The organism is Catellatospora bangladeshensis, assembly GCF_016862575.1.
GTDB lineage: Bacteria > Actinomycetota > Actinomycetes > Mycobacteriales > Micromonosporaceae > Catellatospora > Catellatospora bangladeshensis.
In genome coordinates this window covers 86,445-108,582 of sequence record NZ_BONF01000012.1, presented here as the reverse complement: position 1 = coordinate 108,582, position 22,138 = coordinate 86,445, and the positions used below count along the sequence as shown (strand labels likewise).

General features: G+C 71.3%; 18 protein-coding genes and 1 tRNA gene. 7 read left to right on the top strand and 12 right to left on the bottom strand.

Translation table 11 applies throughout. The features are described from left to right. Window positions 1-15 precede the first annotated feature (15 nt). Entirely contained in the window at window positions 16-1,302 is a 1,287-nt protein-coding gene (locus tag Cba03nite_RS12995; protein ID WP_203745572.1) for an MFS transporter, read from the top strand. On the opposite strand, the gene Cba03nite_RS12990 is transcribed toward Cba03nite_RS12995, so the two are convergent. Further along, entirely contained in the window at window positions 1,303-1,638 is a 336-nt protein-coding gene (locus Cba03nite_RS12990; protein WP_203745570.1) for a VOC family protein, read from the bottom strand. Between the two features lie 108 nt (window positions 1,639-1,746). Between Cba03nite_RS12990 and Cba03nite_RS12985 the strand changes: the two genes are divergently transcribed. Continuing rightward, complete coding sequence (locus tag Cba03nite_RS12985; protein ID WP_203745568.1) at window positions 1,747-3,567, top strand: NHL domain-containing thioredoxin family protein; 1,821 nt, start codon at window positions 1,747-1,749, stop codon at window positions 3,565-3,567. Window positions 3,568-3,586: 19 nt separating this feature from the next. Here Cba03nite_RS12985 and Cba03nite_RS12980 read toward each other — a convergent pair whose 3' ends face one another. From Cba03nite_RS12980 to Cba03nite_RS12970, 3 genes are read right to left on the bottom strand one after another with little or no spacing between them, the layout of a single operon-like run. Continuing rightward, entirely contained in the window at window positions 3,587-4,321 is a 735-nt protein-coding gene (locus tag Cba03nite_RS12980) for a LamB/YcsF family protein (RefSeq protein WP_203745566.1), read from the bottom strand. Continuing rightward, window positions 4,305-5,213 carry a 5-oxoprolinase subunit C family protein gene (locus Cba03nite_RS12975; protein ID WP_203745564.1) on the bottom strand — a complete coding sequence of 303 codons (909 nt, stop codon included), beginning with the start codon at window positions 5,211-5,213 and terminating at the stop codon, window positions 4,305-4,307. The genes Cba03nite_RS12980 and Cba03nite_RS12975 overlap by 17 nt, the downstream gene beginning before the upstream one ends. Beyond that, entirely contained in the window at window positions 5,206-5,784 is a 579-nt protein-coding gene (locus Cba03nite_RS12970) for a 5-oxoprolinase subunit B family protein (RefSeq protein WP_203745561.1), read from the bottom strand. The genes Cba03nite_RS12975 and Cba03nite_RS12970 overlap by 8 nt, the downstream gene beginning before the upstream one ends. Window positions 5,785-5,854: 70 nt before the next feature. Between Cba03nite_RS12970 and trhA the strand changes: the two genes are divergently transcribed. Next, complete coding sequence (gene trhA / locus Cba03nite_RS12965; RefSeq protein ID WP_203745559.1) at window positions 5,855-6,529, top strand: PAQR family membrane homeostasis protein TrhA; 675 nt, start codon at window positions 5,855-5,857, stop codon at window positions 6,527-6,529. Between the two features lie 165 nt (window positions 6,530-6,694). Here trhA and Cba03nite_RS12960 read toward each other — a convergent pair whose 3' ends face one another. Then, complete coding sequence (locus tag Cba03nite_RS12960) at window positions 6,695-7,207, bottom strand: SixA phosphatase family protein (RefSeq protein WP_373315750.1); 513 nt, start codon at window positions 7,205-7,207, stop codon at window positions 6,695-6,697. 166 nt (window positions 7,208-7,373) lie between these two features. Then, the gene (locus Cba03nite_RS12955) at window positions 7,374-9,212 is read right to left on the bottom strand and encodes an acyl-CoA dehydrogenase (protein WP_203745555.1); all 1,839 of its coding nucleotides are present in this window, start codon (window positions 9,210-9,212) and stop codon (window positions 7,374-7,376) included. A gap of 261 nt (window positions 9,213-9,473) precedes the next feature. Between Cba03nite_RS12955 and Cba03nite_RS40290 the strand changes: the two genes are divergently transcribed. Beyond that, entirely contained in the window at window positions 9,474-9,608 is a 135-nt protein-coding gene (locus Cba03nite_RS40290) for a hypothetical protein (protein WP_275411580.1), read from the top strand. 7 nt (window positions 9,609-9,615) lie between these two features. Here Cba03nite_RS40290 and Cba03nite_RS12950 read toward each other — a convergent pair whose 3' ends face one another. Together Cba03nite_RS12950 and dcd are read right to left on the bottom strand one after the other, a co-directional pair. Further along, window positions 9,616-10,770, bottom strand: coding sequence for a PP2C family protein-serine/threonine phosphatase (locus Cba03nite_RS12950; protein WP_203745554.1), 1,155 nt, complete (start codon window positions 10,768-10,770; stop codon window positions 9,616-9,618). Window positions 10,771-10,914: 144 nt separating this feature from the next. Then, window positions 10,915-11,493: a dCTP deaminase gene (dcd, locus tag Cba03nite_RS12945; RefSeq protein WP_203745553.1), complete on the bottom strand. Its 579-nt coding sequence runs from the start codon at window positions 11,491-11,493 to the stop codon at window positions 10,915-10,917. A gap of 144 nt (window positions 11,494-11,637) precedes the next feature. Here dcd and Cba03nite_RS12940 point away from each other — a divergent pair, with 144 nt between their 5' ends. Continuing rightward, window positions 11,638-12,138, top strand: coding sequence for a pyridoxamine 5'-phosphate oxidase family protein (locus Cba03nite_RS12940; protein ID WP_203745552.1), 501 nt, complete (start codon window positions 11,638-11,640; stop codon window positions 12,136-12,138). A 74-nt stretch (window positions 12,139-12,212) separates the two neighbouring features. Then, window positions 12,213-12,286, top strand: a tRNA-Gly gene (locus tag Cba03nite_RS12935). Between the two features lie 61 nt (window positions 12,287-12,347). On the opposite strand, the gene Cba03nite_RS12930 is transcribed toward Cba03nite_RS12935, so the two are convergent. Continuing rightward, complete coding sequence (locus Cba03nite_RS12930) at window positions 12,348-15,512, bottom strand: S8 family serine peptidase (RefSeq protein ID WP_203745551.1); 3,165 nt, start codon at window positions 15,510-15,512, stop codon at window positions 12,348-12,350. A 383-nt stretch (window positions 15,513-15,895) separates the two neighbouring features. On the opposite strand from Cba03nite_RS12930, the gene Cba03nite_RS12925 reads away from it, so the two are divergent. Continuing rightward, window positions 15,896-17,776: a trypsin-like serine protease gene (locus Cba03nite_RS12925; protein ID WP_239125689.1), complete on the top strand. Its 1,881-nt coding sequence runs from the start codon at window positions 15,896-15,898 to the stop codon at window positions 17,774-17,776. Between the two features lie 66 nt (window positions 17,777-17,842). Here the strand turns inward: Cba03nite_RS12925 and Cba03nite_RS12920 are convergent, their stop codons facing one another. The 3 genes from Cba03nite_RS12920 to Cba03nite_RS12910 all read right to left on the bottom strand — a co-directional run bounded on the left by Cba03nite_RS12920 (window position 17,843) and on the right by Cba03nite_RS12910 (window position 22,104). Next, window positions 17,843-18,391: a hypothetical protein gene (locus Cba03nite_RS12920; protein WP_203745550.1), complete on the bottom strand. Its 549-nt coding sequence runs from the start codon at window positions 18,389-18,391 to the stop codon at window positions 17,843-17,845. Between the two features lie 93 nt (window positions 18,392-18,484). Continuing rightward, entirely contained in the window at window positions 18,485-21,619 is a 3,135-nt protein-coding gene (locus Cba03nite_RS12915) for a S8 family serine peptidase (protein ID WP_203745548.1), read from the bottom strand. 161 nt (window positions 21,620-21,780) lie between these two features. Next, entirely contained in the window at window positions 21,781-22,104 is a 324-nt protein-coding gene (locus tag Cba03nite_RS12910; RefSeq protein ID WP_203745546.1) for a hypothetical protein, read from the bottom strand. Window positions 22,105-22,138 lie beyond the last annotated feature (34 nt).

Sequence of the window (22,138 nt, the reverse complement as noted above, 5' to 3'; positions counted from 1 at the left end):
CACCAGACTGGGCGCATGTTGCGCGACGCCCTGCCCACGCGGCCCGAAGCACGCCGGATGCTGATCGGCACCGCCTTCTCCTCGCTGGGCCGAGGGCTCACGCTGCCGTTCCTCTACATCTACCTGACCGAGGTGCGGCACCTGCCGGGCAGCACGGTCGGCCTCCTGATCGGCTGGTTCGGCCTGCTCACCCTGGTCGTCTCGCCGATCGGCGGCACCCTGATCGACCGGTACGGCGCACGCCGCGTGGTGCTGCCCGCGCTGCTGCTGGAGGCGGCGGGCATGGGCCTGCTGGCGCTGGTCGACAACACCTGGCTGGCCTGGACGGCGCTGACCCTGGGCGGCCTGGGCGCCTCGTGCATCTGGGCGGGCCAGACCACGATCTTCAGCTCCCTCACCGGCGAGGGGGAGCGGCAGCGCGTCTTCGGGTTGCAGTTCGCCCTGCTCAATCTCGGCATCGGCGTCGGCTCGGCGATCTCCGGCACCGTCGTCGACACCGCCCGGCCGGGCACCTTCCAGCTGATCTACGTGCTCGACATGCTCTGCTACGCGGGCCCGTTCGTCATCCTGGCCTCGATGCCGCAGGTCGGCCGCCGCCTCGTCGCCGACGCGGCGCAGCAGACCGGCGGGCCCGCCGGCAAGGGGTACGCCGAGGTCGTGCGGCACCGGCCGTTCCGCCGCCTGCTGATCTTCAGCGTGCTGCTGACCGCGTCGGGATACGCCCAGCTCGAAGTGGGTTTCGCGGGCTTCGCCACCACGGTGGCCGGGGTGACGCCGCAGGTCGTCGGCTACGCCTTCACCGCCAACACCGTCGTCATCGTGCTGGCGCAGCTCGTCGTGATCAAGAAACTGCAGGGCCGCAGCCGGACCCGGGCGCTGGCCGTGGTCGGCGCCGTCTTCGCCACGGCCTGGCTCGTGCTCGGCCTCGCCGGGCTCGTCGACGGCAGGAACGCGCTGCTCAGCGCCGCCTGCGTGATCGTCTTCGGGGCGGTCTTCGCCACCGGCGAGACGCTGCTCTCGCCGATCAGCCCGGCGCTGGTCAACGCGCTCGCCACCGACGAGCTGCGCGGCCGGTACAACGCGCTGTCGGGCATGGTGTGGGGCCTGTCCGCCGTCATCGCGCCGATCACCGCCGGTCCGCTGCTCGGCGCCGGGCTGGGCGCGGTCTGGATCGGGCTGGTCATCGTCGGCACGCTGTCGGCGTCGCTGGTGGCGCTGTCGCTGCGCGGCCTGATCACCGACGAGCAGGACGGGCTCGCGGCACCCGCCGCGCCGGCCGTGCTCGCGACGGCGTCCGCCTGATCAGGCGGACTTGTCGATCACGCAGAACAGGTTGCCGTCCGGGTCGGCGAGCACGACGAAGTCGGCGTCCTCGGGGTAGGTCCAGTCCTCGACGACCCGGGCGCCCAGCGACACCAGCCGCGCGACCTCGGCCCGCTGCTCGGCCGCGTCCTCCGCCCACAGGTCCAGGTGCATCCGGTCTCCGGTGTCCAGGTGCAGGCGGGGGCCGGTGCCGCGCGGGTCGGCCAGGAAGTCGGGGTTGTCCGGGGTGGCCTCGTAGCCGAGGGCGCCGCGCCAGAACTCGCGTGCCCTGCCGAGGTCGGACACCTGCCATACGATCGCACCGATACGCACCATGCCCGGAGTATCCCCCGGCCTGCGCCGATCATGCCGGGCGACGGCGCCCGTCTCGGAGATCACAGCCGCCGCGCTCGACCGCGCTGATCACCTCGATAGGCTTGCCCCATGGCGACGACCGCGCGTGTCCGCGCTCCTGAACTCCGCGGCCGCGGCTGGCTCAACACCGGCGGGCGCAACCTCTCGCTGGCGGACCTGCGCGGACGCGTCGTAATTCTCGACTTTTGGACCTTCTGCTGCATCAACTGCCTGCACGTGCTCGACGAGCTGCGGCCGCTGGAGGAGAAGTACGGCGACGTCCTGGTCGTCATCGGGGTGCACTCGCCCAAGTTCGAACACGAGCGCGACGCCGACGCGCTCGCCGCCGCGGTGGAGCGCTACGGCGTGGCGCACCCGGTGCTGGACGACCCCGAGATGCTCATGTGGCAGCAGTACGCGGCCAAGGCATGGCCGACCCTGTCGGTCGTGGACCCCGAGGGTTACGTGGTGGCGTCCATGGCGGGCGAGGGCCACGCCGAGGGCCTGCGCCGGCTGCTCGACCAGCTGATCGCCGAGCACGAGGCGAAGGGCACGCTGCGCCGCGGGAGCGGGCCGTTCGTGCCGCCGCCGCCGAGCGACACCCTGCTGCGCTTCCCGGGCAAGGCGCTGCCGCTGCCCGACGGCACCATGCTGGTGTCCGACTCGGCCCGGCACAGCCTGGCCCTGCTCGACGCGGACCTGGGCACGGTCGTCACCCGCATCGGCTCCGGCGCGCGCGGGCGCGCCGACGGCCCCGCCGGGCAGGCGAGCTTCTCCGAACCCCAGGGCCTGTGCGCGCTGCCCCCGGAGGTCGCCGCCCGCGTCGGGTACGACGTGGTCGTCGCCGACACGGTGAACCACCTGCTGCGCGGCGTGAAGCTGGCCGACCTGACCGTGACCACGCTCGCCGGGACGGGCCGGCAGTGGCGGTCGAGCCTGGACGCGCACGCGCACGACGCGCGGGCCATGGACCTGTCCTCGCCGTGGGACGTGGCCTGGTTCGACGGCAGGGTCGTCGTCGCGATGGCGGGCACGCACACCCTCTGGTGGTTCGACCCGGTCAAGCGCACGGTCGGCCTGTACGCGGGCACCACCGTCGAGGCGCTGCGCGACGGCGCGCTGGACCAGGCGTGGCTGGCGCAGCCGTCCGGCCTGTCCGCCTCGCCCGACGGGCGGCGGCTGTGGCTGGCCGACTCGGAGACCAGCGCGCTGCGCTGGATCGAGGACGGCGAGCTGCACACCGCGGTCGGTCAGGGCCTGTTCGACTTCGGGCATGTCGACGGACCGGCGGACCAGGCGCTGCTGCAGCACCCGCTCGGGGTGTGCGCGCTGCCGGACGGCTCGGTGCTGATCGCGGACACGTACAACGGCGCGGTCCGGCGCTGGCAGGACGGCGTGGTGTCCACGGTCGACAGCGGCTTCGCCGAGCCCAGCGACGTGGTGCTGGACGCGGACGGCAATGCGGTCGTGGTCGAGTCGGCGGCGCACCGGCTGGTCCGGCTCGCCCCGGCGGCGACGGCCGGGCAGGTCGACGGGGGCAGGCACAAGGTCGAGCGCCCGCCGTCGCGGCTCGCCCCGGGCACGGTCGACCTGGACGTGATCTTCACGCCGGCGCCCGGCCAGAAGCTGGACCGCAGCTTCGGCGACCCGACCCGGCTGGAGGTGTCCGCCTCACCCGCCGAGCTGCTGCTCGAAGGCGCCGGGGTGACCACCGACCTGTCGCGCAAGCTGGTGCTCAACCCCGCCGTGCCGCGCGGGGTGCTCCAGGTGGTGGCCCAGGCCGCGACCTGCGACGCCGACGCCGAGCACGCCGCCTGCCACCTCACCCGCCAGGACTGGGGCGTCCCGATCGAGGTCACCCCCGACGGCACGGACCGCCTCCCGCTCATCCTCCGCGGCCTCGACACCTGACCGCCCCGACCCGGACGGGTCAGGGCAGGAAGGGGCGCAGGGGAACGTCGGCCTGGGCGAGGGCCTCGCGTACGGCGCGGGCCAGCGTGACCGCGCCGGGCGTGTCGCCGTGCAGGCAGATGGAGTCGACGGCGTGCGGGAGCACGGTGCCGTCGAGGGCGATGACGCGCTGGTCGACCGCCATCAGCAGGGCGCGGGCCACCACCTCCTCCTGGTCGGTGATGACGGCGCCCGGCTTGCCGCGCGGCAGCAGCGTGCCGTCGGCCCGGTACGCCCGGTCGGCGAAGCCCTCGGCGTAGACCGGCACGACCGCGTCCCCGGCGGCGGTGGCCAGCGGCGAGCCCGGCGCGCAGAGCACGGGCAGCCCGGTGGCGCGGGCCGCGTCGACGATCGCGTCGACGTGCGCGACGGCGTGGTAGAGCGCGCCGTGCGGTTTGAGGTACCGCACGCGGGTGCCCTCGGCCGCGGCCAGCGCCTGCAGCGCCCCGACCTGATAGATGATCTCGTCGCGGAGCTGGGGCAGCTCGTACTCGATGAAGCGGCGGCCGAACCCGGCGAGATCGCGGTAGCCCACCTGCGCACCCACCGCGACACCCTGGCTCGCGGCCAGCGCGCAGGTGCGGCGCATGGTGGCCGCGTCCCCGGCATGGAAGCCGCAGGCGACGTTGGCGCTGGTCACCACGTCGAGCAGGGCCTCGTCGTCCCCGAGTTCCCAGCGGCCGAAGCCCTCGCCGAGATCAGCGTTGAGATCCATGGAAGACCACCCTAGTGCCCGGCCGCGCCTGGGCGAGCAGCCCGAGATCGGCGGGGTGCACGACCGCGATCACCGGGTATCCGCCGGTGGTCGGGTGATCGGCGAGGAACACCAGCGGCCGCCCGTCCCCCGGCACCTGCACCGCCCCCGCGACCAGCCCTTCACTGGGCAGCTCCCCCGCGATCGCGCGGGCCAGCGGCGGCCCGTCCAGCCGCACCCCGATCCGGTCCCCCTGCCCCACCGTGTACACCCGCCGCAGCAACTCCCCCGGCTCCGCGAACCACCCCTCCCGCGGCCCGAACCGCACCCTCACCCGGATCTCCGCCCCGGGCGCGCTCCACGGCACGAAGTCCACCGCGCCGATCTTGCGCGAAGTGTTGCCGTTCTGCCCGGTAGGCGCGTGTCGTCCCCACAGCTCACGCAAGATCGGCGCGGGAGGGGTGGCGGTGGGGAGGGTGGTGCCGGGGGAAAGGGGTGGGGGGCCGAGGGTGGAGAGGGTGTCGGTGCTGCGGGAGCCGAGGACGGGTGGGATGGGGAGGCCGCCGGCGAGGGCCAGGTAGCTGCGGATGCCGTGGGTGGGGGTGCCGATGGTGAGGAGGGCGCCGGTGGGGAGGGCGAAGGGGGCGCCGTAGGGGGCGGGGTGGCCGTCGACGGTGAGGGGGGCGGGGGCGCCGGTGAGGGCGCACCAGAGGGGGGCGTGGGCGCGCAGCACGGTGCCGCCGTAGGTGAGTTCGAGGGCGGCGTCGGTTTCGGGGTTGCCGACGAGGCGGTTGGCCAGGCGCAGGGCGGCGGGGTCGAGGGCGCCGGAGCGGGAGACGCCGAGCTGGGCGTAGCCGAAGCGGCCCAGGTCCTGGACGGTGGCCAGCGGGCCGGGGGCGATCACCTCAAGCATCGGTGAACCTCACCAGGGTGCCGGGGGTGAGCAGGGCCGGTGGGTCGCGGTCCAGGACGAACAGGTCCAGGCCGGTGCGGCCGACGAGCTGCCATCCCCCGGGGGAGCTGCGGGGATAGATACCGGCGTACGGCCCCGCGAGCGCGACCGAGCCGGCGGGCACCCGGGTGCGCGGGCTGGCCAGCCGGGGCAGCCACCGCTGCTCGGGCAGCCCGGTGAGGTAGCCGAAGCCGGGCGCGAAGCCGCAGAACGCGACCGTGAATCCGGTTCCTTTGAGGACGTCGGCGGGCTCGGCGCGCCAGGCCGCCGCCACGGCCGCGTAGTCAGGCCCGTCCCAGTGCACGGGCACGTCCAGCCGCCGGGCGGTCGCGGCCTCGCCCGCGGCGGGCGTCCAGTCCTGCCAGCACGGTCGTCCTTGGACACCGCGCAGCAGCACCGTCCGGGCGGCGGGCACGATCTCCTCGCACACCAGCTCGCCGCGCTCCCGGGCGGCCCACAGTGCGCGAAACCACGCCGCCGGGTCGTCGACCTCCAGCAGCACCCCGTCCCAGCCGTACGGCCTGACCAGCACGACGCAGATGTTACCGGCCTCACCCCGGTCACTTACGGATGAGTAACCTACGGTGTCGTAACCTGAGGGCATGAACGGCACCGCCACCCGTCTGCGCCCCGTCGACATCGGCAAGCCGCGAATGCGCGGCTGGCTGCACGCGTACGCCTTCTTCGTCGCCCTGGTCTGCGGCATCGTGCTCGTCTCGATCGCCGCGTTCCGGCCCGGCACCACACCCGTGCTCAGCGTCGCCGTCTACAGCCTCACCGTGTGCGGGCTGTTCGGCGTCAGCGGGCTCTACCACCGGCGGGTGTGGAGCGAGCGCGGCTACCAGCTCATGCGGCGGCTCGACCACGCCATGATCTTCATCTTCATCGCGGGCACGTACACCCCGTTCTGCCTGCTCCTGCTGCCCTCGGGCAAGGCCGCGCTGCTGCTGGCGCTCGTGTGGGCGGGCGCGGTCGGCGGAGCGGCCATGTCGCTGATCTGGCCGCACGCGCCGCGCTGGGTGTCCGCCCCGCTGTACCTGGCACTGGGCTGGGTCGCGGTCGCCGTGCTGCCCGACATCCTGCGCAACGGCGGCGTCACCGCGCTGGTCCTGCTTCTGGTCGGCGGCGCGGCGTACAGCGTCGGCGCGGTCTTCTACGCGCTGCGGCGCCCCAACCCGTGGCCCGAGGTCTTCGGCCACCACGAGTTCTTCCACGCCTGCACCCTCGTCGCCGCGCTCTGCCACCACATCGCCATCTACTTCGCCCTCTTCGCCTAACCCACCCGCCCCGCCCGGCCCGGCTCCGCCTCGCCCCCCGGCGCCAAGATCGCTCGACTTGCCAGGCAGATGGGCGAATGCGCGGTCAAGATACGCCCGTTTGCCAGGCAAGTCGGATGATCGCGGCGCGGCGCGGCGGGGCCGGGTCGGGTCGGGAGAGGCGGGTCAGGCGCGGGGGGTGTGGGTGGTGATGAGTTTGGCGGTCTCGGTGGCGGACCAGTCGGTGTCGGTCTGGTGCACGGCGATGCCGCAGGTCCGCAGGCCGTCGGAGTCCACCCCGCCGCTGCCCGCGCTGAGCTGCTCGGTGAGCTGCGAGATGGCCGGGTTGTGGCCGATCAGCAGGACGGTGCGGTGTTCGGGCGGCGCCTCGTGGATGACCTGGAGCAGGTCCTCGGGCGAGCCCTCGTACAGCGGGCGCTCGTAGTGGACCACCGGTGAGCCGGCGCCCGCGAGCGCGAGCGCGACGGCGTGCCAGGTCTGCCGGGTGCGCCGGGAGGGCGAGCAGAGCACGAGATCAGGGACGTAACCCTGGTTGACCAGCCAGGCGCCCGCGGCGGCGGCGTCGGCGTGGCCGCGGTCGGTCAGCGGCCGGTCGGCGTCGGGCACCCCCGCCGGGCGGTCGGCCTTGGCGTGACGCAGCAGTACGAGGGTGCGTGGGCGCGTATCGGCGCCCGACAGCGGAGCCATGAGCCCAGCTTGCCGCAGACGCGGCCCTCGCGCATCCCAACTTCGGTGATAGCGGGCCGGGCGGGCGGCTGATCCAGCGGAAAGGGGAACGGCGCCCCCCGCACGAAGCGTGGCGAGGGGGCGCCGTTCACCTGTTGGTGGGATGGGTGTCGGTCTCTTAGAAGGCGTCCTCGGCGAGGTCCATCGCGTCGAGCGTGCCCAGCTCGACGATGCGCCGGTCGGCGGCCAGCCGCGGCAGCACCTCGCGCGAGAAGAACCGCGCGGAGGTCACCACGCCGTTGTAGAAGTGCTGGTCTGCGGCGGACGGCTCGCCGGTCAGGGCCTTGAGGGCCACGTCGGCGCGGCGCAGCAGCAGCCAGCCGACGACCAGGTCGCCCAGCGCCAGCAGCAGGCGGCGGGAGTGCAGGCCGACCTTGTACAGGGCGCGCGGGTCGTCGCCCTGCGACTCGGCCAGCCAGCCGGTCAGGGTGCCGAGCATGCCCTGCACGTCGCCCAGCGCGGCGGCGAGCGCGGCGCGCTCCTCCTTGAGCTGGCCGTTGCCGGTCTCGTTGGTGAGGAACTCCTGGATCTCCCCGGCGACCGACATCAGCGAGCGGCCGTTGTCCCGCACGATCTTCCGGAACAGCAGGTCCAAGCTCTGGATCGCGGTGGTGCCTTCGTACAGCGAGTCGATCTTCGCGTCGCGGACGTACTGCTCCAGCGGGTAGTCCTGCAGGAAGCCGGAGCCGCCGAAGGTCTGCAGCGCCTCGCTGCCGAGCAGCTCGAACGCGCGCTCCGAGCCGCAGCCCTTGACCAGCGGCAGCAGCAGGTCGTTGATCTTCGAGGCGCGCTTGGCGGCCTTCTCGTCGCCCGCGGCGACGGCCACGGTGACCCGGTCCTGCCAGTACGCCGTGTACGCGACCAGGGCGCGCAGGCCCTCGGCGTACGACTTCTGCAGCAGCAGCGAGCGGCGCACGTCGGGGTGGTGCGTGATGGTGACGCGCGGGGCGGCCTTGTCGGTCATCTGCAGCAGGTCCGCGCCCTGCACCCGCTCCTTGGCGTAGGACAGCGCGTTCAGGTAGCCGGTGGACAGGGTGGCGATGGCCTTGGTGCCGACCATCATCCGGGCGTTCTCGATGATCAGGAACATCTGCCGGATGCCCTCGTGCACCTCGCCGACGAGCCAGCCCTTGGCCGGTACGCCGTGCCCGCCGAAGGTGGTCTCGCAGGTCGTGGAGACCTTGAGGCCCATCTTGTGCTCGACGTTGGTGATGAACACGCCGTTGCGCTCGCCCAGCTCACCGGTCTGCGGGTCGAAGTGGAACTTCGGCACGACGAACAGCGACAGGCCCTTGGTGCCGCCCGCGTGGCCCTCGGGGCGGGCCAGCACGTAGTGGATGATGTTCTCCGACATGTCGTGCTCGGCCGAGGTGATGAAGCGCTTCACGCCCTCGATGTGCCAGGAGCCGTCCTCCTGCTTGATCGCCTTGGTGCGGCCGGCGCCCACGTCCGAGCCGGCGTCCGGCTCGGTGAGCACCATGGTGGAGCCCCACTTCTTCTCGACGAAGAGCTTGGCCCACTCCTGCTGCTCCGGGGTGCCCTCGACGTGCAGCACGTGCGCGAAGGACGGGCCGGAGCCGTACATCCAGATGGGGGCGTTGGAGCCCAGCACCAGCTCGGCCCAGGCCCAGGTCAGGGTGCGCGGCGAGTTGCTGCCGCCGAGGGCGGACGGCAGGTCCAGGCGCCAGAACTCGGCGTCCATCCAGGTCTTGAAGGACTGCTTGAAGCTGTCGGGCATGGCCACGGTGTAGGTCGCCGGGTCGTACACCGGCGGGTTGCGGTCGCCGTCGACGTAGCTCGCGGCCAGGTCGACGCGCGCCATGCGGTCGATCTCGCCCAGCACGCTGCGCGCGGTGTCCGTGTCGACCTCGGCGAACGGTCCCTCACCGAAGGGCGTTTCGAACACCTCGAACAGGTTGAACTCAAGATCCCGCAGGTTGCTCAGGTAGTGGCTCATCTTCCCGCCCTCAGCGCACTCGTTACCGGCCAGTAAGGTCGACTGTATTACTCACCAGTAACCATCGGCAAGCGAACTGCCGAGAAGTTCACATCACAGCGTGATGACGTTTGCTCGCGAGGTCATGCGAAAGCGTAGGTAGATATGCCTCATTCCGGACATAAGCAAGCCGCCACGCCGGGACGCGCAACCTTTCTCCATCGACGTCGTTCTTCCGAGTGACGTGGGCACCCTCGGCCCGCCGCACACTGGGGAGGAATCATGATCGACAAGCTGCACCGGCTGCTGTTCGAGCCGCGCTACCCGGTCCGCTACGTCGGCCGCCACCGCGCGCCGCACACGCTGCCGATGATCAGCATCTCGGTGCGCCGCAGCCGGTCGGCCACGGTCGCCTGACCAGGCGTCAGTTGGTCGCGCCCAGCTCCCAGCTGGGCACCGGCATGGGCGTGGGCTGGGACGGCCCCGCGTACTCCATCAGGATCAGCGCGATGTCGTCGTCGAGCCGGTTGTGCACCCATTCCAGCAGCGCGGACTCCACGGAGGCCAGGCCGTCGGCGACGGTGCCGTGGCCGAGCAGCTTCCAGGCCCGCTGGTTGATGGGGAAGAACTCGCCGTCGCGGCGCGCCTCGGCCAGGCCGTCGGTGAGCAGCAGCAGCCGGTCGCCGGGTTCGAGCCGCTCCACGCGGCTGCGCACCACCGGCATGAAGCCCAGCGGCGGCGCCGGCGAGGGCGGATCAAGGGTGATCACCTCGCCGCGCCGGATCAGGATCGGCGCGGGGTGGCCGCAGTTGACGATGGTCAGCGTGCCGCCGCGCTCCTCGACCAGGCAGGCGGTGACGAAGTCCTCGTCGCCGACGCTGCGGGCGACCGCCCGGTCCAGGTCGGCCACGATGGCGCGCAGATCGGCCCGCTCGAAGGCGACATGGCGGTACGAGCCCAGCACGATGCTCGCCGTACGCACCGCGTCCAGGCCCTTGCCGCGCACGTCACCGATGATCATGCGAACGCCGTACGGCGTGTCGAGCGCCTCATAGAGGTCGCCGCCGATGTCGGCGGCCGCGGTGGCGGAGATGTAGCGCCCGGCCACGGCCAGCGTGCCCACCTTCGGCCCGAGCGGCCGCAGCACCGCCTGCTGGGCGATGGTGGCCAGCTTCGCCAGCTCGGCGATGCGCTCGGCCTGCCGCTGCCGCACCACGGCCACCAGCGCCGCGATGCCGGTGGCCAGGCCGATGCCGATCACGTTGATGAAGGACGACAGGTCGGACTGCTGCTGTTGCTGGGCAACCTGATCGCCGGTCATCCCGAACACCGCGAAGACCGTGCCCGCCGCGGTCGCCGCGCCGCCCGCGATCAGCACCGCCTGCCACGGCGCGAACACCGCGGCCAGGAACGGGACCGTTGCCAGCAGGCCCACGAAGCGCGCCTCGCGGCCGTCGGCCAGCTCCACCGCGCAGATCAAAAAGAGCAGCACGAAGGCCGCGCCGAGTCCGGCGCGGAAACCAGGGCTTAGCGGGCGTCCGCCCGGCAGGGCAATAGGCATGCGTACGGCAACTAGCATGACTGATCAACTCCGTCATGCCGCTCAGATTGTCCCGTCGGCGGAGCGTAATCTGTCCGGTCGGATGAGACTACGTTTCACGATTTTTCAGAAACTGTTCTACTCGTTTCCGAAACTCGTGCTTCGCAGAAGGAAACGCCCAGCTCAGGCCGTCGGCCAGGTGCGCCAGTTCAGGTACGAGCGCGACGCCGTCGGACCGCGTTGCCCCTGGTAGCGCGAGCCGTTCACAGACGAGCCGTAAGGGTGCTCCGCCTCCGAGGACAGCCGCAGCACGCAGAGCTGGCCGATCTTCATCCCCGGCCAGAGCCGGATCGGCAGCGTGGCGACGTTCGACAGCTCCAGCGTCACGTGACCGGAGAAGCCGGGGTCGATGAAGCCCGCGGTCGAGTGCGTCAGCAGCCCCAGCCGGCCCAGGCTCGACTTGCCCTCCAGCCGCGCCGCCAGCCCGTGGCCCAGCGTCACCACCTCGAGCGTCGACGCCAGCACGAACTCGCCCGGGTGCAGCACGAACGGCTGCCCGTCGTCGACCTCGACAAGCGTGGTCAGCTCGTCCTGCTGCTCGGCCGGGTCGATGTGGGTGTACAGGTGGTTGTTGAACACCCGGAACAGCCGGTCCAGCCGTACGTCGATGCTCGACGGCTGCACCAGGCTCGGCTCGAACGGCTCCAGCTGGAGCTGCCCCGCCTTGATCTCCGCCACCAGATCCCGGTCAGATAGCAACACGCTGCGCAGCCTACCCCTTAAGGAAGGGCACCTTCTTAACGCAATGCGTTGTAGAAGGTGCCCTTCTTAACCCGGGCTCACCCGTTGGTGGACGCACCCGCGTGTCTCGGTGCGTCTCGAACACGTGTTCGATAAAGTCGAACCATGGCAACCTGGACCGCATTCGCCGCCGCCGCACCGGGGCTGGCCTCGTCGATCCGCGCCCTGCTGCACCAGTACGGCGCCGGCATGGGCTATCTGGCGACCGTACGCGCCGACGGCGGGCCGCGGGTGCACCCCGTCTCCCCCATCGTCGCCGACGACGGGCTCTACCTGTTCGTGGTCGACTCGCCGAAGCGGCGCGACCTCGAACGCGACGGCCGCTACGCGCTGCACGCCTTCCCCGCCGAGGACACCGACGCCGAGGCGTACGTCAGCGGCCGCGCCCACCCCGTCACCAGCCTCACCGTCGTCGATCGGCTGGTCCGGCAGCACCGGGCCGCCCCGACCGTGGACTGGCGGCTCTACGAACTCACCGTCGAGGCGGCGCTGCTGCACCGCCACGAGCCGGGGGCGTACCCGATCACCTGGCGCGACCCGGCGAACAGGCGCGAGCCGGCGAGCAGCCGGCCGCGCCAGCCGTTTCTCCAGCTCGTAGCGGCATGACACGCGACGGGGGCGAACTGCGGCGCTTACCTACGTGCACGCGCGCGGGAACGTCAGGTACAGTGGTGCCGCTCGCGGGTGTAGTTCAATGGCAGAACATCAGCTTCCCAAGCTGACAGTGCGGGTTCGATTCCCGTCACCCGCTCCACAAGAAGAAGCCTGGTCGGACTCGCGTCCTACCAGGCTTTCTCGTTCTCCCGCGGAGGCGGTCAGCTCACGTAGGTCATCGAGTACCCACGGTGCACATTGCCTTCGACGTCCGCGATCGCGCCGATGACCAGCCGGTATGGCGTCCGTCCCGTGATTACCCTATCCCGTGCTGCCATGTTGCGGCCCAGACCGCCGCGCGGCCGCACCAGCGTCACGGTGATCGTGCCCGTGCTCGCGTCGTAGCTGACGTGAGTCGCGTAAGCCCTTGCCGTCACGCCGCTGAGCAGCCGGATCGTCTGGCTGTTCACGGTGGCGGGGTCGAGCTTCCGAGCCGCCTTGACGGTCAGCCGGACGGTCTGCGGTGCGGTCGACAGGTCGGCCACGCTGACATCGCGGATCCACCACTGCTCGGCGACAGGCCGGACCGGGAGGACGTTGTACGCCGCCACGAGCCCGTCCCAGGGGTCGATGATCCCGGCGATGTCGGTGTAGCCGTCGCTGTTGAGGTCTCCCAGCGCCGTACTGTTCGGCCCGGCGTTTCGCGACACCGACAGGCCGCCCGAGATGGGGGTGGCGTAACCACCTGCTTGCTGACGCACCACGACGACACTGCCGTTCTCGTGCGAGGTGACGATGTCCAGCAGGCCGTCGCGGTCCCAGTCGGCAACCTCGACCGTCCGGGGACGTTCCGGCACCGTGACCGCCGCGGGCGCGGCGAAGGCGCCCCCAGCTACCTGTCGGAGCAGGTCCAGGCGGTCGGCTCCCAATACGAGCAGGTCGGCGAGACCGTCACCGGTGACGTCGGCTACCTCGACTGCTCCGGCGTTGGCGGTGCCGGTGTAGACGACATGCGGCACGGCGGTCCAGCCCCCGGTCCCGGCCAGGTACGAGGTGACGCCACCGGGGCTCGGAACGGTCACGTCAAGCCGGCTGTCGTTGTTCACGTCGCCGATCTCCAGCTCACCGCCGGAGCTGGACCCGGAGCCGATCGTGGTCGCCGCGAAGACGCCCGCCGGCTCCTGCGTGAGCATCAGCACCACGGCGCCAGAGCCGTCCGTGTTCACGACCAGGTCCTGATCGCCGTCACCGTCGAGGTCGCCGGCGGCCAGGTGGCGGACCCGGGTGTCGCTGTACACGAGTGCCCCGGCTTCGAGCGTGCCCGCCCCGTTCTGCCGGAGGACCTCCACACCGGCCGAGGTGATCAGCGCGACGTCCTGGCGCCCGTCGTGGTCGGCGTCCACCACGACGACGTCCGGATCGATCGAGTCCGAGTGGCGCACCGGGTACTTGACCGGCTCGCCCAGGGCACCGTCGGGGAGCTGCGGGTACACGACGAGCTTGCTCTCGTTGGTCCAGCCGCCCCGCCAGCCGGGCGCCAGCAGCGCGTCGACGCGGCCGTCGCCCGTCACGTCACCGAGTGCGAGCGTCCTGCCGTAGGTGTCGTCCTGCCGCAGCGCCTTGACGTTCGTGAACGCGGGGAAGAACCCGGACGACGCGATGGTCACGTGCACGGACAGCTGGTATGGACGCGGATCGGCCACACCGTTGGCAGTGCGCACCTTGATGTACGCGGTCCCGGCGCGCACCGGTACGGTGAGCGTCTCGCCCGCGTCGGGGCCGTAGGGGTCGTCGCCCTCTCCCGCCAGCCGCAGCTCGGCGTCGTATACCGCGATGACCGGATCCATGATCCGGGGTTCGCGGTCCGGACCAGGCGGGATCATCTGCACCATCACCTGGCCGTCGACGGGCATCTGGAAGCGGAACCAGTCGACGTCGCCCTCGACGGCGATGCTCCCGGTCATGGTCGCCGCCGGCCCGTTCTGGCTGACGGGTGAGGTGAACGCCACCGCTCGGGCCGGCACGTCGTTGGGTTCGCCCGCCCCCAGCAACTGCAGCGGGAAAGGCGTCGTGGCGGGGCCGCCGAGCGCGCGGTAGGCGTCGAGGACCCCGTGGCCGTAGTAGGGGTCGATGCCCCGCGGCCCCGCGTCGCGGGCGGTGGACTTCAGCTTGTCCATCACCTGCGCCGGGGTGAGGCTCGGATACTTCGCCCGGACCAGCGCCGCGACACCGGCGACCAGCGGGGACGAGAACGACGTGCCCGCGCCGATGCCGTACGCGAAGTTGTAGCCGAGCGGGGTGGCGCGGGAGTGGGTGGAGATGATGTCGAAGCCCGGCGCGGCGAGGTCGACGTGGTCGCCCCACGAGCTGAAGTCGGTGAGGGCGGCCGCGTGGTCGGTCGCCCCGACCGTCAGCACCTCGGGGTACATCGCCGGGTAGTGCGGCGAGTCGTCGCCCGTGTTGCCCGCCGCGACCACCACCAGCACGCCCTTGCCCACGGCGTACTTGATCGCCTCGTGCAGCACCGGGGTCTGCCCGGCCCCGCCCAGCGACATGTTCACGATCTTCGCGCCGTGGTCGACGGCCCAGATCACGCCCTCGGCGATGTCGGAGTCGTACGCGTACTCACCGCTGAACACCATGATCGGCATGATCCGGCCGTTGTACGCCGCACCGGCCACGCCGTAGGTGTTGTTGGTGTTCGCGGCGGCGATGCCCGCGACCATCGTGCCGTGACCATCGTAGTCCGCGGTCTGGTTGTTGTTCGCCACCGAGTTGTAGCCGGGGACGAGCTTGCCGGCCAGGTCGGGATGCCCGCCGTCCACGCCGGTGTCGACGATGGCGATGGTCACGCCGGTGGCGGCGGACTGCAGGTCCCACGCCTGCGGCAGCCGCACCGTGGACAGGTACTTCTGGTACTGCGCGTAGTAGTAGTCGTTGGGCACCTTCGACTTGGTGCGCCCGTAGTCCAGCGCCACGTCCGTGACGGCGGCGTCGGCACGCAGAGCTGCGACGGCCTCGGCGGCCGGCCCGCTGGTCGTGATCTTCACATAGCCGACGGCCGTCGCGCCGGTGGAGACCTTGCCGCCGATCCGGCCTGCGACCCGCCCGCGCACCGATGCGGACGTGCCGGTCTTGAACCTGACCAGGACGGTGTGCGGCTCGTACTGCGGCTCGGCGGTCCTGCCCTTGTCGTCCGGCCCGGCCAGACGCCGGACGCCGTCCACGGTGGCGGCCGCTGATCGGTCCGTGCGGGCGGTGCTCGCGGCGAGGGCCTGCGCGGCGGTCGGCTCGGCTCGGTGGCTGTCGGCTTCGGCGGGCGGCTGCGGGCCGGCGCTGGACGGCGCCGCCGCGAGCAGGATGGCCAGGCCGAGGACAGCCGTCATCGTTCGACGGACGTTCAAGAGGGTCCTCCCCGTGCGGTGCGCAAGATCGCGCGGGCGCATCGTCCCAGGTGAGGCAGCATGGAAACAACCGACCGCGTGGCCACTTCACTGATCAGCCGGTCAGCCGACCGACCGGCGAATCCGGCGGACGGACCATTCTCCCGCTTGACGGATCTTGTTACGGTGTGCGGACGCTCGGGTCGGTCTCGTGGCCGTCGTCGCGGGTGAACCCGGCTCGCCGCCCGATACGGCGGGCAGCCGATTCAAGGGTCGCGACCAGTGCCTCGCCGGATCTCTCATCGAGGCTTTCGGCTACTGACCGCCACCGAGGCCACGGCCGTTACTCGGCCGTGTGTGAGCACCTCCGACATGGGGAGAAGTCTGTGTCAAACGGGGACACGCCTCGACCGCCCAAAGGACGTCGGCTGGCCGGTGCGCTGGCCGGTCTCGTGCTGGGCGGTGCGGCGTTCGTACTGCCCTCGGGCGTCGCCAACGCGGCGTCTGACGGCCCGCCGCCGCTCCCGGCCAACGCCGGGGACATCGCCCTCACGCCCGACGAGATTCCGGCCGGGGCGGTGCGTGCCACGCACCCCATGCCCAAGCCCGGATCCTCCGGGTCGGCCTTCAGCGGCAGGGCCACCCTCAAGCCGGGCGACTCGCGGATCATCGGCGGCGAGCTGGTCGCTCCGGCCGCGCACCCAAGCGTGGTGGCCGTCATGTCGTACTTCGTCGCGTGGGACGACCAGGCCGACGAGTACGCCTGGTTCCTCCGCACCTGCACCGGCACTGTACTCAGCCCCGAGAAGGTGCTGACCGCCGCCCAGTGCTCGGTGGATCTGCCGTTCGGGGCCACGTTCGTGGTCGCGGGCCGCGCCGACGTCAGGCAGGGCGTCGCCGGCTCCGGCGGTCAGGTCGCCCGGGTGGCCAGCACCTGGACCCACCAGGGCTACAACCACGCCGAGCAGGAGAAGGTCTGGACGTCACCATCGTCGGGCAACCCCTATCCGCACGACAACGTCACGGTGCTCACCCTGAAGGACGCGCTGGACGGCGCCTACACGCCGGTCACACTACCGGCGCAGGGTGCCGACATCCCGCCCGCGGACACCGCCGCGACGATCGTCGGTTACGGGGTCGACGACGGCGTCAACAACACGGGTGTCGGCCTGCTGCGGGCGACCACGGTGCCGATGATCGCCGACAGCACCTGCTCGTCGGCGTACGACTTCTTCAAGTTCAACGCCTACAGCATGCTCTGTGCGGGCGTGCCCTACTCGAACGGCGCATGCCACGGCGACTCCGGTGGCCCCCTGTTCGTGGACGGTGTCCAGTACGGCATCATCTCCACCCGGTTCAAGGGCTACTGCCCCGCGGACCACGGCATCTACATGCGGGTGCCCACCTTCCACGACCTGATCACCGAGGACATGGCCCGCAGTGGACTGGTCAATCCGGACTGGACCGGTGACGGCCACAGTGACTTCATGGTCCGCTGCAAGACCTCGGGCACCTCGACCGATGTCTGCAGCAAGTCCGGCGAGGTCATCATGTTCGGCGGATCCGGGCTCTACAAGGACGGCTACTACGGCTTCAACGCCGCCATGTCGCTGGGCTACGGCTGGAACACGTACACGAAGATCATGCGGGTGACCAGCTGGAACGGTGACGGCGAGCCGTCGATCATCGCCCGGGACGGCTCGGGCGGGCTGTGGCAGTACACGATCGGCGGCGACGGCAACCTGCTGCCCCGCATCAAGATCGGCTCCGGCTGGAACATGTTCAACGACATCATGGTCACCAACAACTGGATGGGCGACGGCATGCCCAACCTGATGGGCCGCAAGCCCAACGGTGAGCTGTGGATCTACACCAGTGACGGCGCGGGCGGCTGGAAGAATCCTTCCGGCACCCGGATCGGCACCGGCTGGGGCATGTTCAACACCATCCTCACCCCCGGCTCGTGGCAGGGCGACGGCTTCCAGACCCTGCTGGGCCGCAAGCCCGACGGCAAGCTGTACATGTACAACAGCAACGGCTCCGGCGGCTGGCAGAACCCGTCCGGCACCCAGATCGGCTCCGGCTGGCAGACGTTCACCACCTTCATGTCGCCCGGCGACTGGAACGGCGACAACATGATCGACCTGGTGGGCGTCAAGTCCACCGGCGAGGTCCGGCTCTACACCACCAACGGCAAGGGCCAGTGGATCAACGCCACCGGCGCGGTCATCGCCAAGGGGTGGCAGATCTTCGACCGGGTCTTCTGATGCGCTAGGACCCCCGACGGAGACGGCCCGCAGGCGACTGCGGGCCGTCTCCGTCTGTCACGGCGGCTACGACTCGGAGTCGGTGCAGCCGTACGGGATGTACCCGGCGTCGCGCAGCGCCTTCTCGTCCGCCTCGCCCTCGACCTCGCCGAATTCCGCTGCCCGGACGGTCACGAAGCCGCCCGGCCGGGCCACCTCGCCGAGCAGTGCGGGCACCGTGATCCGGGTCCAGTCGACGGTCACCGTGGTGACCTCTTCGAGGTCGCCGATGAGAAACTGCTCGGACAGGCTGCCCTCGTCGGTCTCGTCGTCGGCCTCGAAGTCGTGCCCGAGCGGCCGCCCCGGCCCGGTGAACGTGATGTCCGGATACCCCTCGACGGCGATCGTCACGTAAGGGTGCAGGTCTATCGACTCGGTGCGGATCCCGTGCTGGTAGACGTCCAGCGACAGCGTCGCGCCGTACCAGCACAGCAGGTACAGGTTCAGGCCCTGCGCGAGCTCGGCGGCCAGATCCGCCTTGATCTCGGCGATGGTGCCGCGGATGTGGTGGGCGTCCTTGCGCGCCCCGCCGGGCAGGACACCGAAGTGCAGGTCGTAGAAGCTCGCACGGCGCACGGCGGACAGCCTAACCCCGGCTTCGAGACAGCCGCGGGAAACGGTGGAGCCCCGGCAGGCGACCTGCCGGGGCTCCACCGTTCACGTGGCTGATCAGCCGAGGTACCACACCGTGTAGCCGGTGAGGGTGTTGCCGGCGGTGTCCTCGACGCCGTCGAGCACGAGGCGATACCCCGTGATGTCCGGCAGGACCGGGTCGGCTCCCGGGCGCGTGCCCGGCCGGACCGCCTCACGCCGGAGCGTGACGGTGATGGTGCCGGTCGCCGGGTCGTAGCTGACCGGCAGACCGGCGACCGCCCGGCCGGTGCGGCCGCTGACCAGCCGCACGGTCTGGCCGTTGACCGTGGCCGGGTCCAGCGGGCGCCGCATCGTCAGCGTGAGCGTGGGCGTGCGGCCCAGCTTGGCGTACGGCTTGACGCTGGTGTTCCAGACCCACTCCCCGGCGCCGAACGGCGACGCGCCGTTGACGTTGTAGCCGATCCAGATGCCGTTGTTGTAGTTCGTGGCGGTGGCGACGTCCGGGTAGCCGTCGCTGTTCAGGTCCCCGGTGGAGATCGCGTTCGGGTGGGAGTGCTGCGCGATGTCCGCGCCGCCGACGCGGGCCGCCTCCAGCGTGCCGTCGGTGCGCTGGCGGTACATGCTCACCCTGCCCCAGCCGCCGTGCGCCACGAACAGGTCGAGCCGCCCGTCCTTGTCCCAGTCGCCCGACTCGACGCCGTCCGGGCTGGTGAACACGGTCAGGTTCTGCGACGCGGACATGGTGCCGTCGGCCTGCTGGCGGAAGACGACCAGGTACGTGTCGCCGGAGTCGACGGTGGCGGCGATGTCGGCCCGGCCGTCACCGCTGATGTCGGAGACCTCGACGGCGAACGTGTTGCCACCCCCGCCGTAGCTGTACGCCTTCGTGGTCCAGCCGGCGGCGCCGGCCAGGTGCACCGCCACGCCGCCGATGGCGGTCGTCGCGACGTCGAGGCGGCCGTCGGAGTTCAGGTCGCCGATCTCCACCTCGCGGGACATCGTGTCAGCGGCGATCGCCGACTTGGTGAACGTGCCGCCCGCCGAGGTGAGCAGGAAGACGCCCCCTGCGGAGTAGACCAGGTCGGCGTCGCCGTCGGCGTCCATGTCCGCCGCGGCGATGAAGGCCGCGCCTTCGGTGTCGGGCACGAGCACGCCCGCGGCCAGAGTGCCGTCCTGCTGCTGGAGGAAGATCTCGACGCCGGTGCCCGCGCCGAGCGCGACGTCGTTGCGCCCGTCCCCGTTGAGGTCGCCGATCGCGATCGGGGCCTCGTCGAAGTGCGAGATGCGGGTGTCGTACTTCCTGCCGGGCGACAGCGTGCCGTCGGCGTTCTGGGCGAACACGAACAGCTTGTAGCCGTTGTCCGCGTCGCTGGAGTACTCCGTGGTGAGCAGGGCGTCCGGCCGGCCGTCTCCCGTGACGTCGCCGATCGCGGTCGCCGCCGGGGAGGACTCGCCGGTGTTGAAGTAGACCCCGTTGCCGAACGGCGGGAAGTCCAGGTACTCCGGCGTGGCCGTCCGCGCGCGCAGCTCGTAGAAGCCGGCGCCCGGCGCTCCGTTGAAGTTGCGGACCTTGACGTAGTAGGTGCCGCGGCGCAGCGGCCGGGTGATGACCTCTTCGTGGTCGGTGCCCTCGGCGCTGTCCACCTCCTGGATCAGGCGGAGGTCGGCGTCGTAGAGGGCGAGCACCCCGTCGAAGTTCTGCGCGTAGTCGCCGTTGTAGGGCGGCGGGGTGAGGGTGAAGGTGACGCGGTAGTCGGCCGGCACGGCGAACTTGTACCAGTCGACGTCGCCCTCGATCCCGGTCGTGGCGGACAGGGCGGTCGAGGGGATCACCTCGGCCTGCGCGGGCAGGTCGTTGCCGTCCGCGGCCAGCATCGAGAAGTCGCTGGTCGCGGCTCCACCCAGGGCGCGGTACGCGTCGAGCACACCGGAGCCGTAGTACGGGTCGATGCCGCGGGGTCCCGCGTCCCGCGCGGTCGACTTCAGCTTCTCGATGACCTGGGCCACGGTGAGGCTCGGGTACTTCGCCCGGACCAGTGCCGCGACACCGGCGACCAGCGGGGACGAGTAGGACGTGCCCCCACCGATCCCGTAGGTGAACGACGGGCCGTACTCGGTGGTCCGGGAGTGGGTGGAGATGATGTCGAACCCGGGCGCGGCGATGTCGACGTGGTCGCCCCACGAGCTGAAGTCGGTCAGCCGGCCCACATGGTCGGTCGCGCCGACGGTGAGCACCTCCGGGTACATGGCCGGGTAGTGCGGGCCGTTGCCGCCGGTGTTGCCGGCCGCGGCGACCACGAGCACGCCCTTGCCGACGGCGTACTTGATGGCGTCGTGCAGCACCGGGGTCTGCCCGCTGCCGCCCAGCGACATGTTCACGATCTTCGCGCCGTGGTCGACGGCCCAGATCACGCCCTCGGCGATGTCGGAGTCGTAGGCGTACTGGCCGCTGAACACCATGATCGGCATGATCCGGCCGTTGTACGCCGCACCGGCCACACCCCACGTGTTGTTGGTGTTGGCGGCGGCGATGCCCGCGACCATCGTGCCGTGGCCGCGCGAGTCGGTGACGTTGCTGTTGTTGGCGACGGCGTTGTAGCCCGCGACGGTCCGCCCGGCGAGGTCCGGGTGGCCGGTGTCCACTCCGGTGTCCACGATCGCGATGGTCACTCCGGTGGCGGAGGACTGCACGTCCCACGCCTGCGGCACCCGGATGGTGGACAGGTAGCTCTTCTGGTAGGCGGCGTAGTAGTAGTCGTTGGGCACCTTCGACTCGGTGCGCCGGTAGTCCAGCGACACCTCCGCGACGGCGGCGTCCGTGCGCAGTGCCGCCGCTGCCTTCGCGGCCGGGCCGGTGGTCGTGATCTTCACGTAGCCGGCGGTGGCGGCGTCGGTGGAGAGCTTGCCGCTGACCCGCCCGGCCACCCGGCCACGTGCGGAGGCGGACGTGCCCGCCTTGAACTTGACCAGGACGGTGTGCGGCGCATACTCCGCCTCGGCGACCTTGCCCTTGACCGGCGGAGCGGTCAGGCGGCGGACGCCGTCGGGAGTGGCGGTGGTGATGGCTTCACCCGTGCGGGCGGTGCTCGCGGCGACGGCCTGGGCGGCGGTCGGCTCGGTACGGTGGCTGTCGGCTTCGGCGGACGGCTGCGGGCTGGCGCTGGAGGGCGCCGCCGCGAGCAGAATGGCCAGACCGAGGACAGCCGTCATCGTTCGACGGACGTTCAAAAGGGTCCTCCCCGTGAGGTGCGCAAGATCGCGCGGGCGCATCGTCCCAGGTACGGCAAGGCCGGGGCAACCGGCCAGGAGTCCCTTTAACTGATCAGCCGGTCAGCCGATCTCTCTTGCCGCGTAAGGCGGACAGACCGCCCTCAGTCGAGGACGCAGTGCCAGGTGCCGGTCACCCCGGGCGGGTTGAGCCCGGCCGAGGCGCCGACGGCGAAGGAGGCGGCCAGCGCCACCGCGCCGAGCAGCACCCCCACCGCGAACGACCTGGTCCGGCTGGTGCGCAAGGTGGTAAGCGCGGCCGTGAAGACGACGAACCACGGGAAGCCGCCGAAGATCCCGGCGTACAGGTACCAGTCCTCCACGCAGCGGCCGCCCTGATCACCGCTGGGCAGGACGAGCAGCATCGCCATCGGCGACGCGCCCACGACGGCGCCGCACAGTCCCCTGAACCAGATCAGCCCCCGCATCGGCCGAGGCTACCGCCGCGGACCCGTCAGGCGG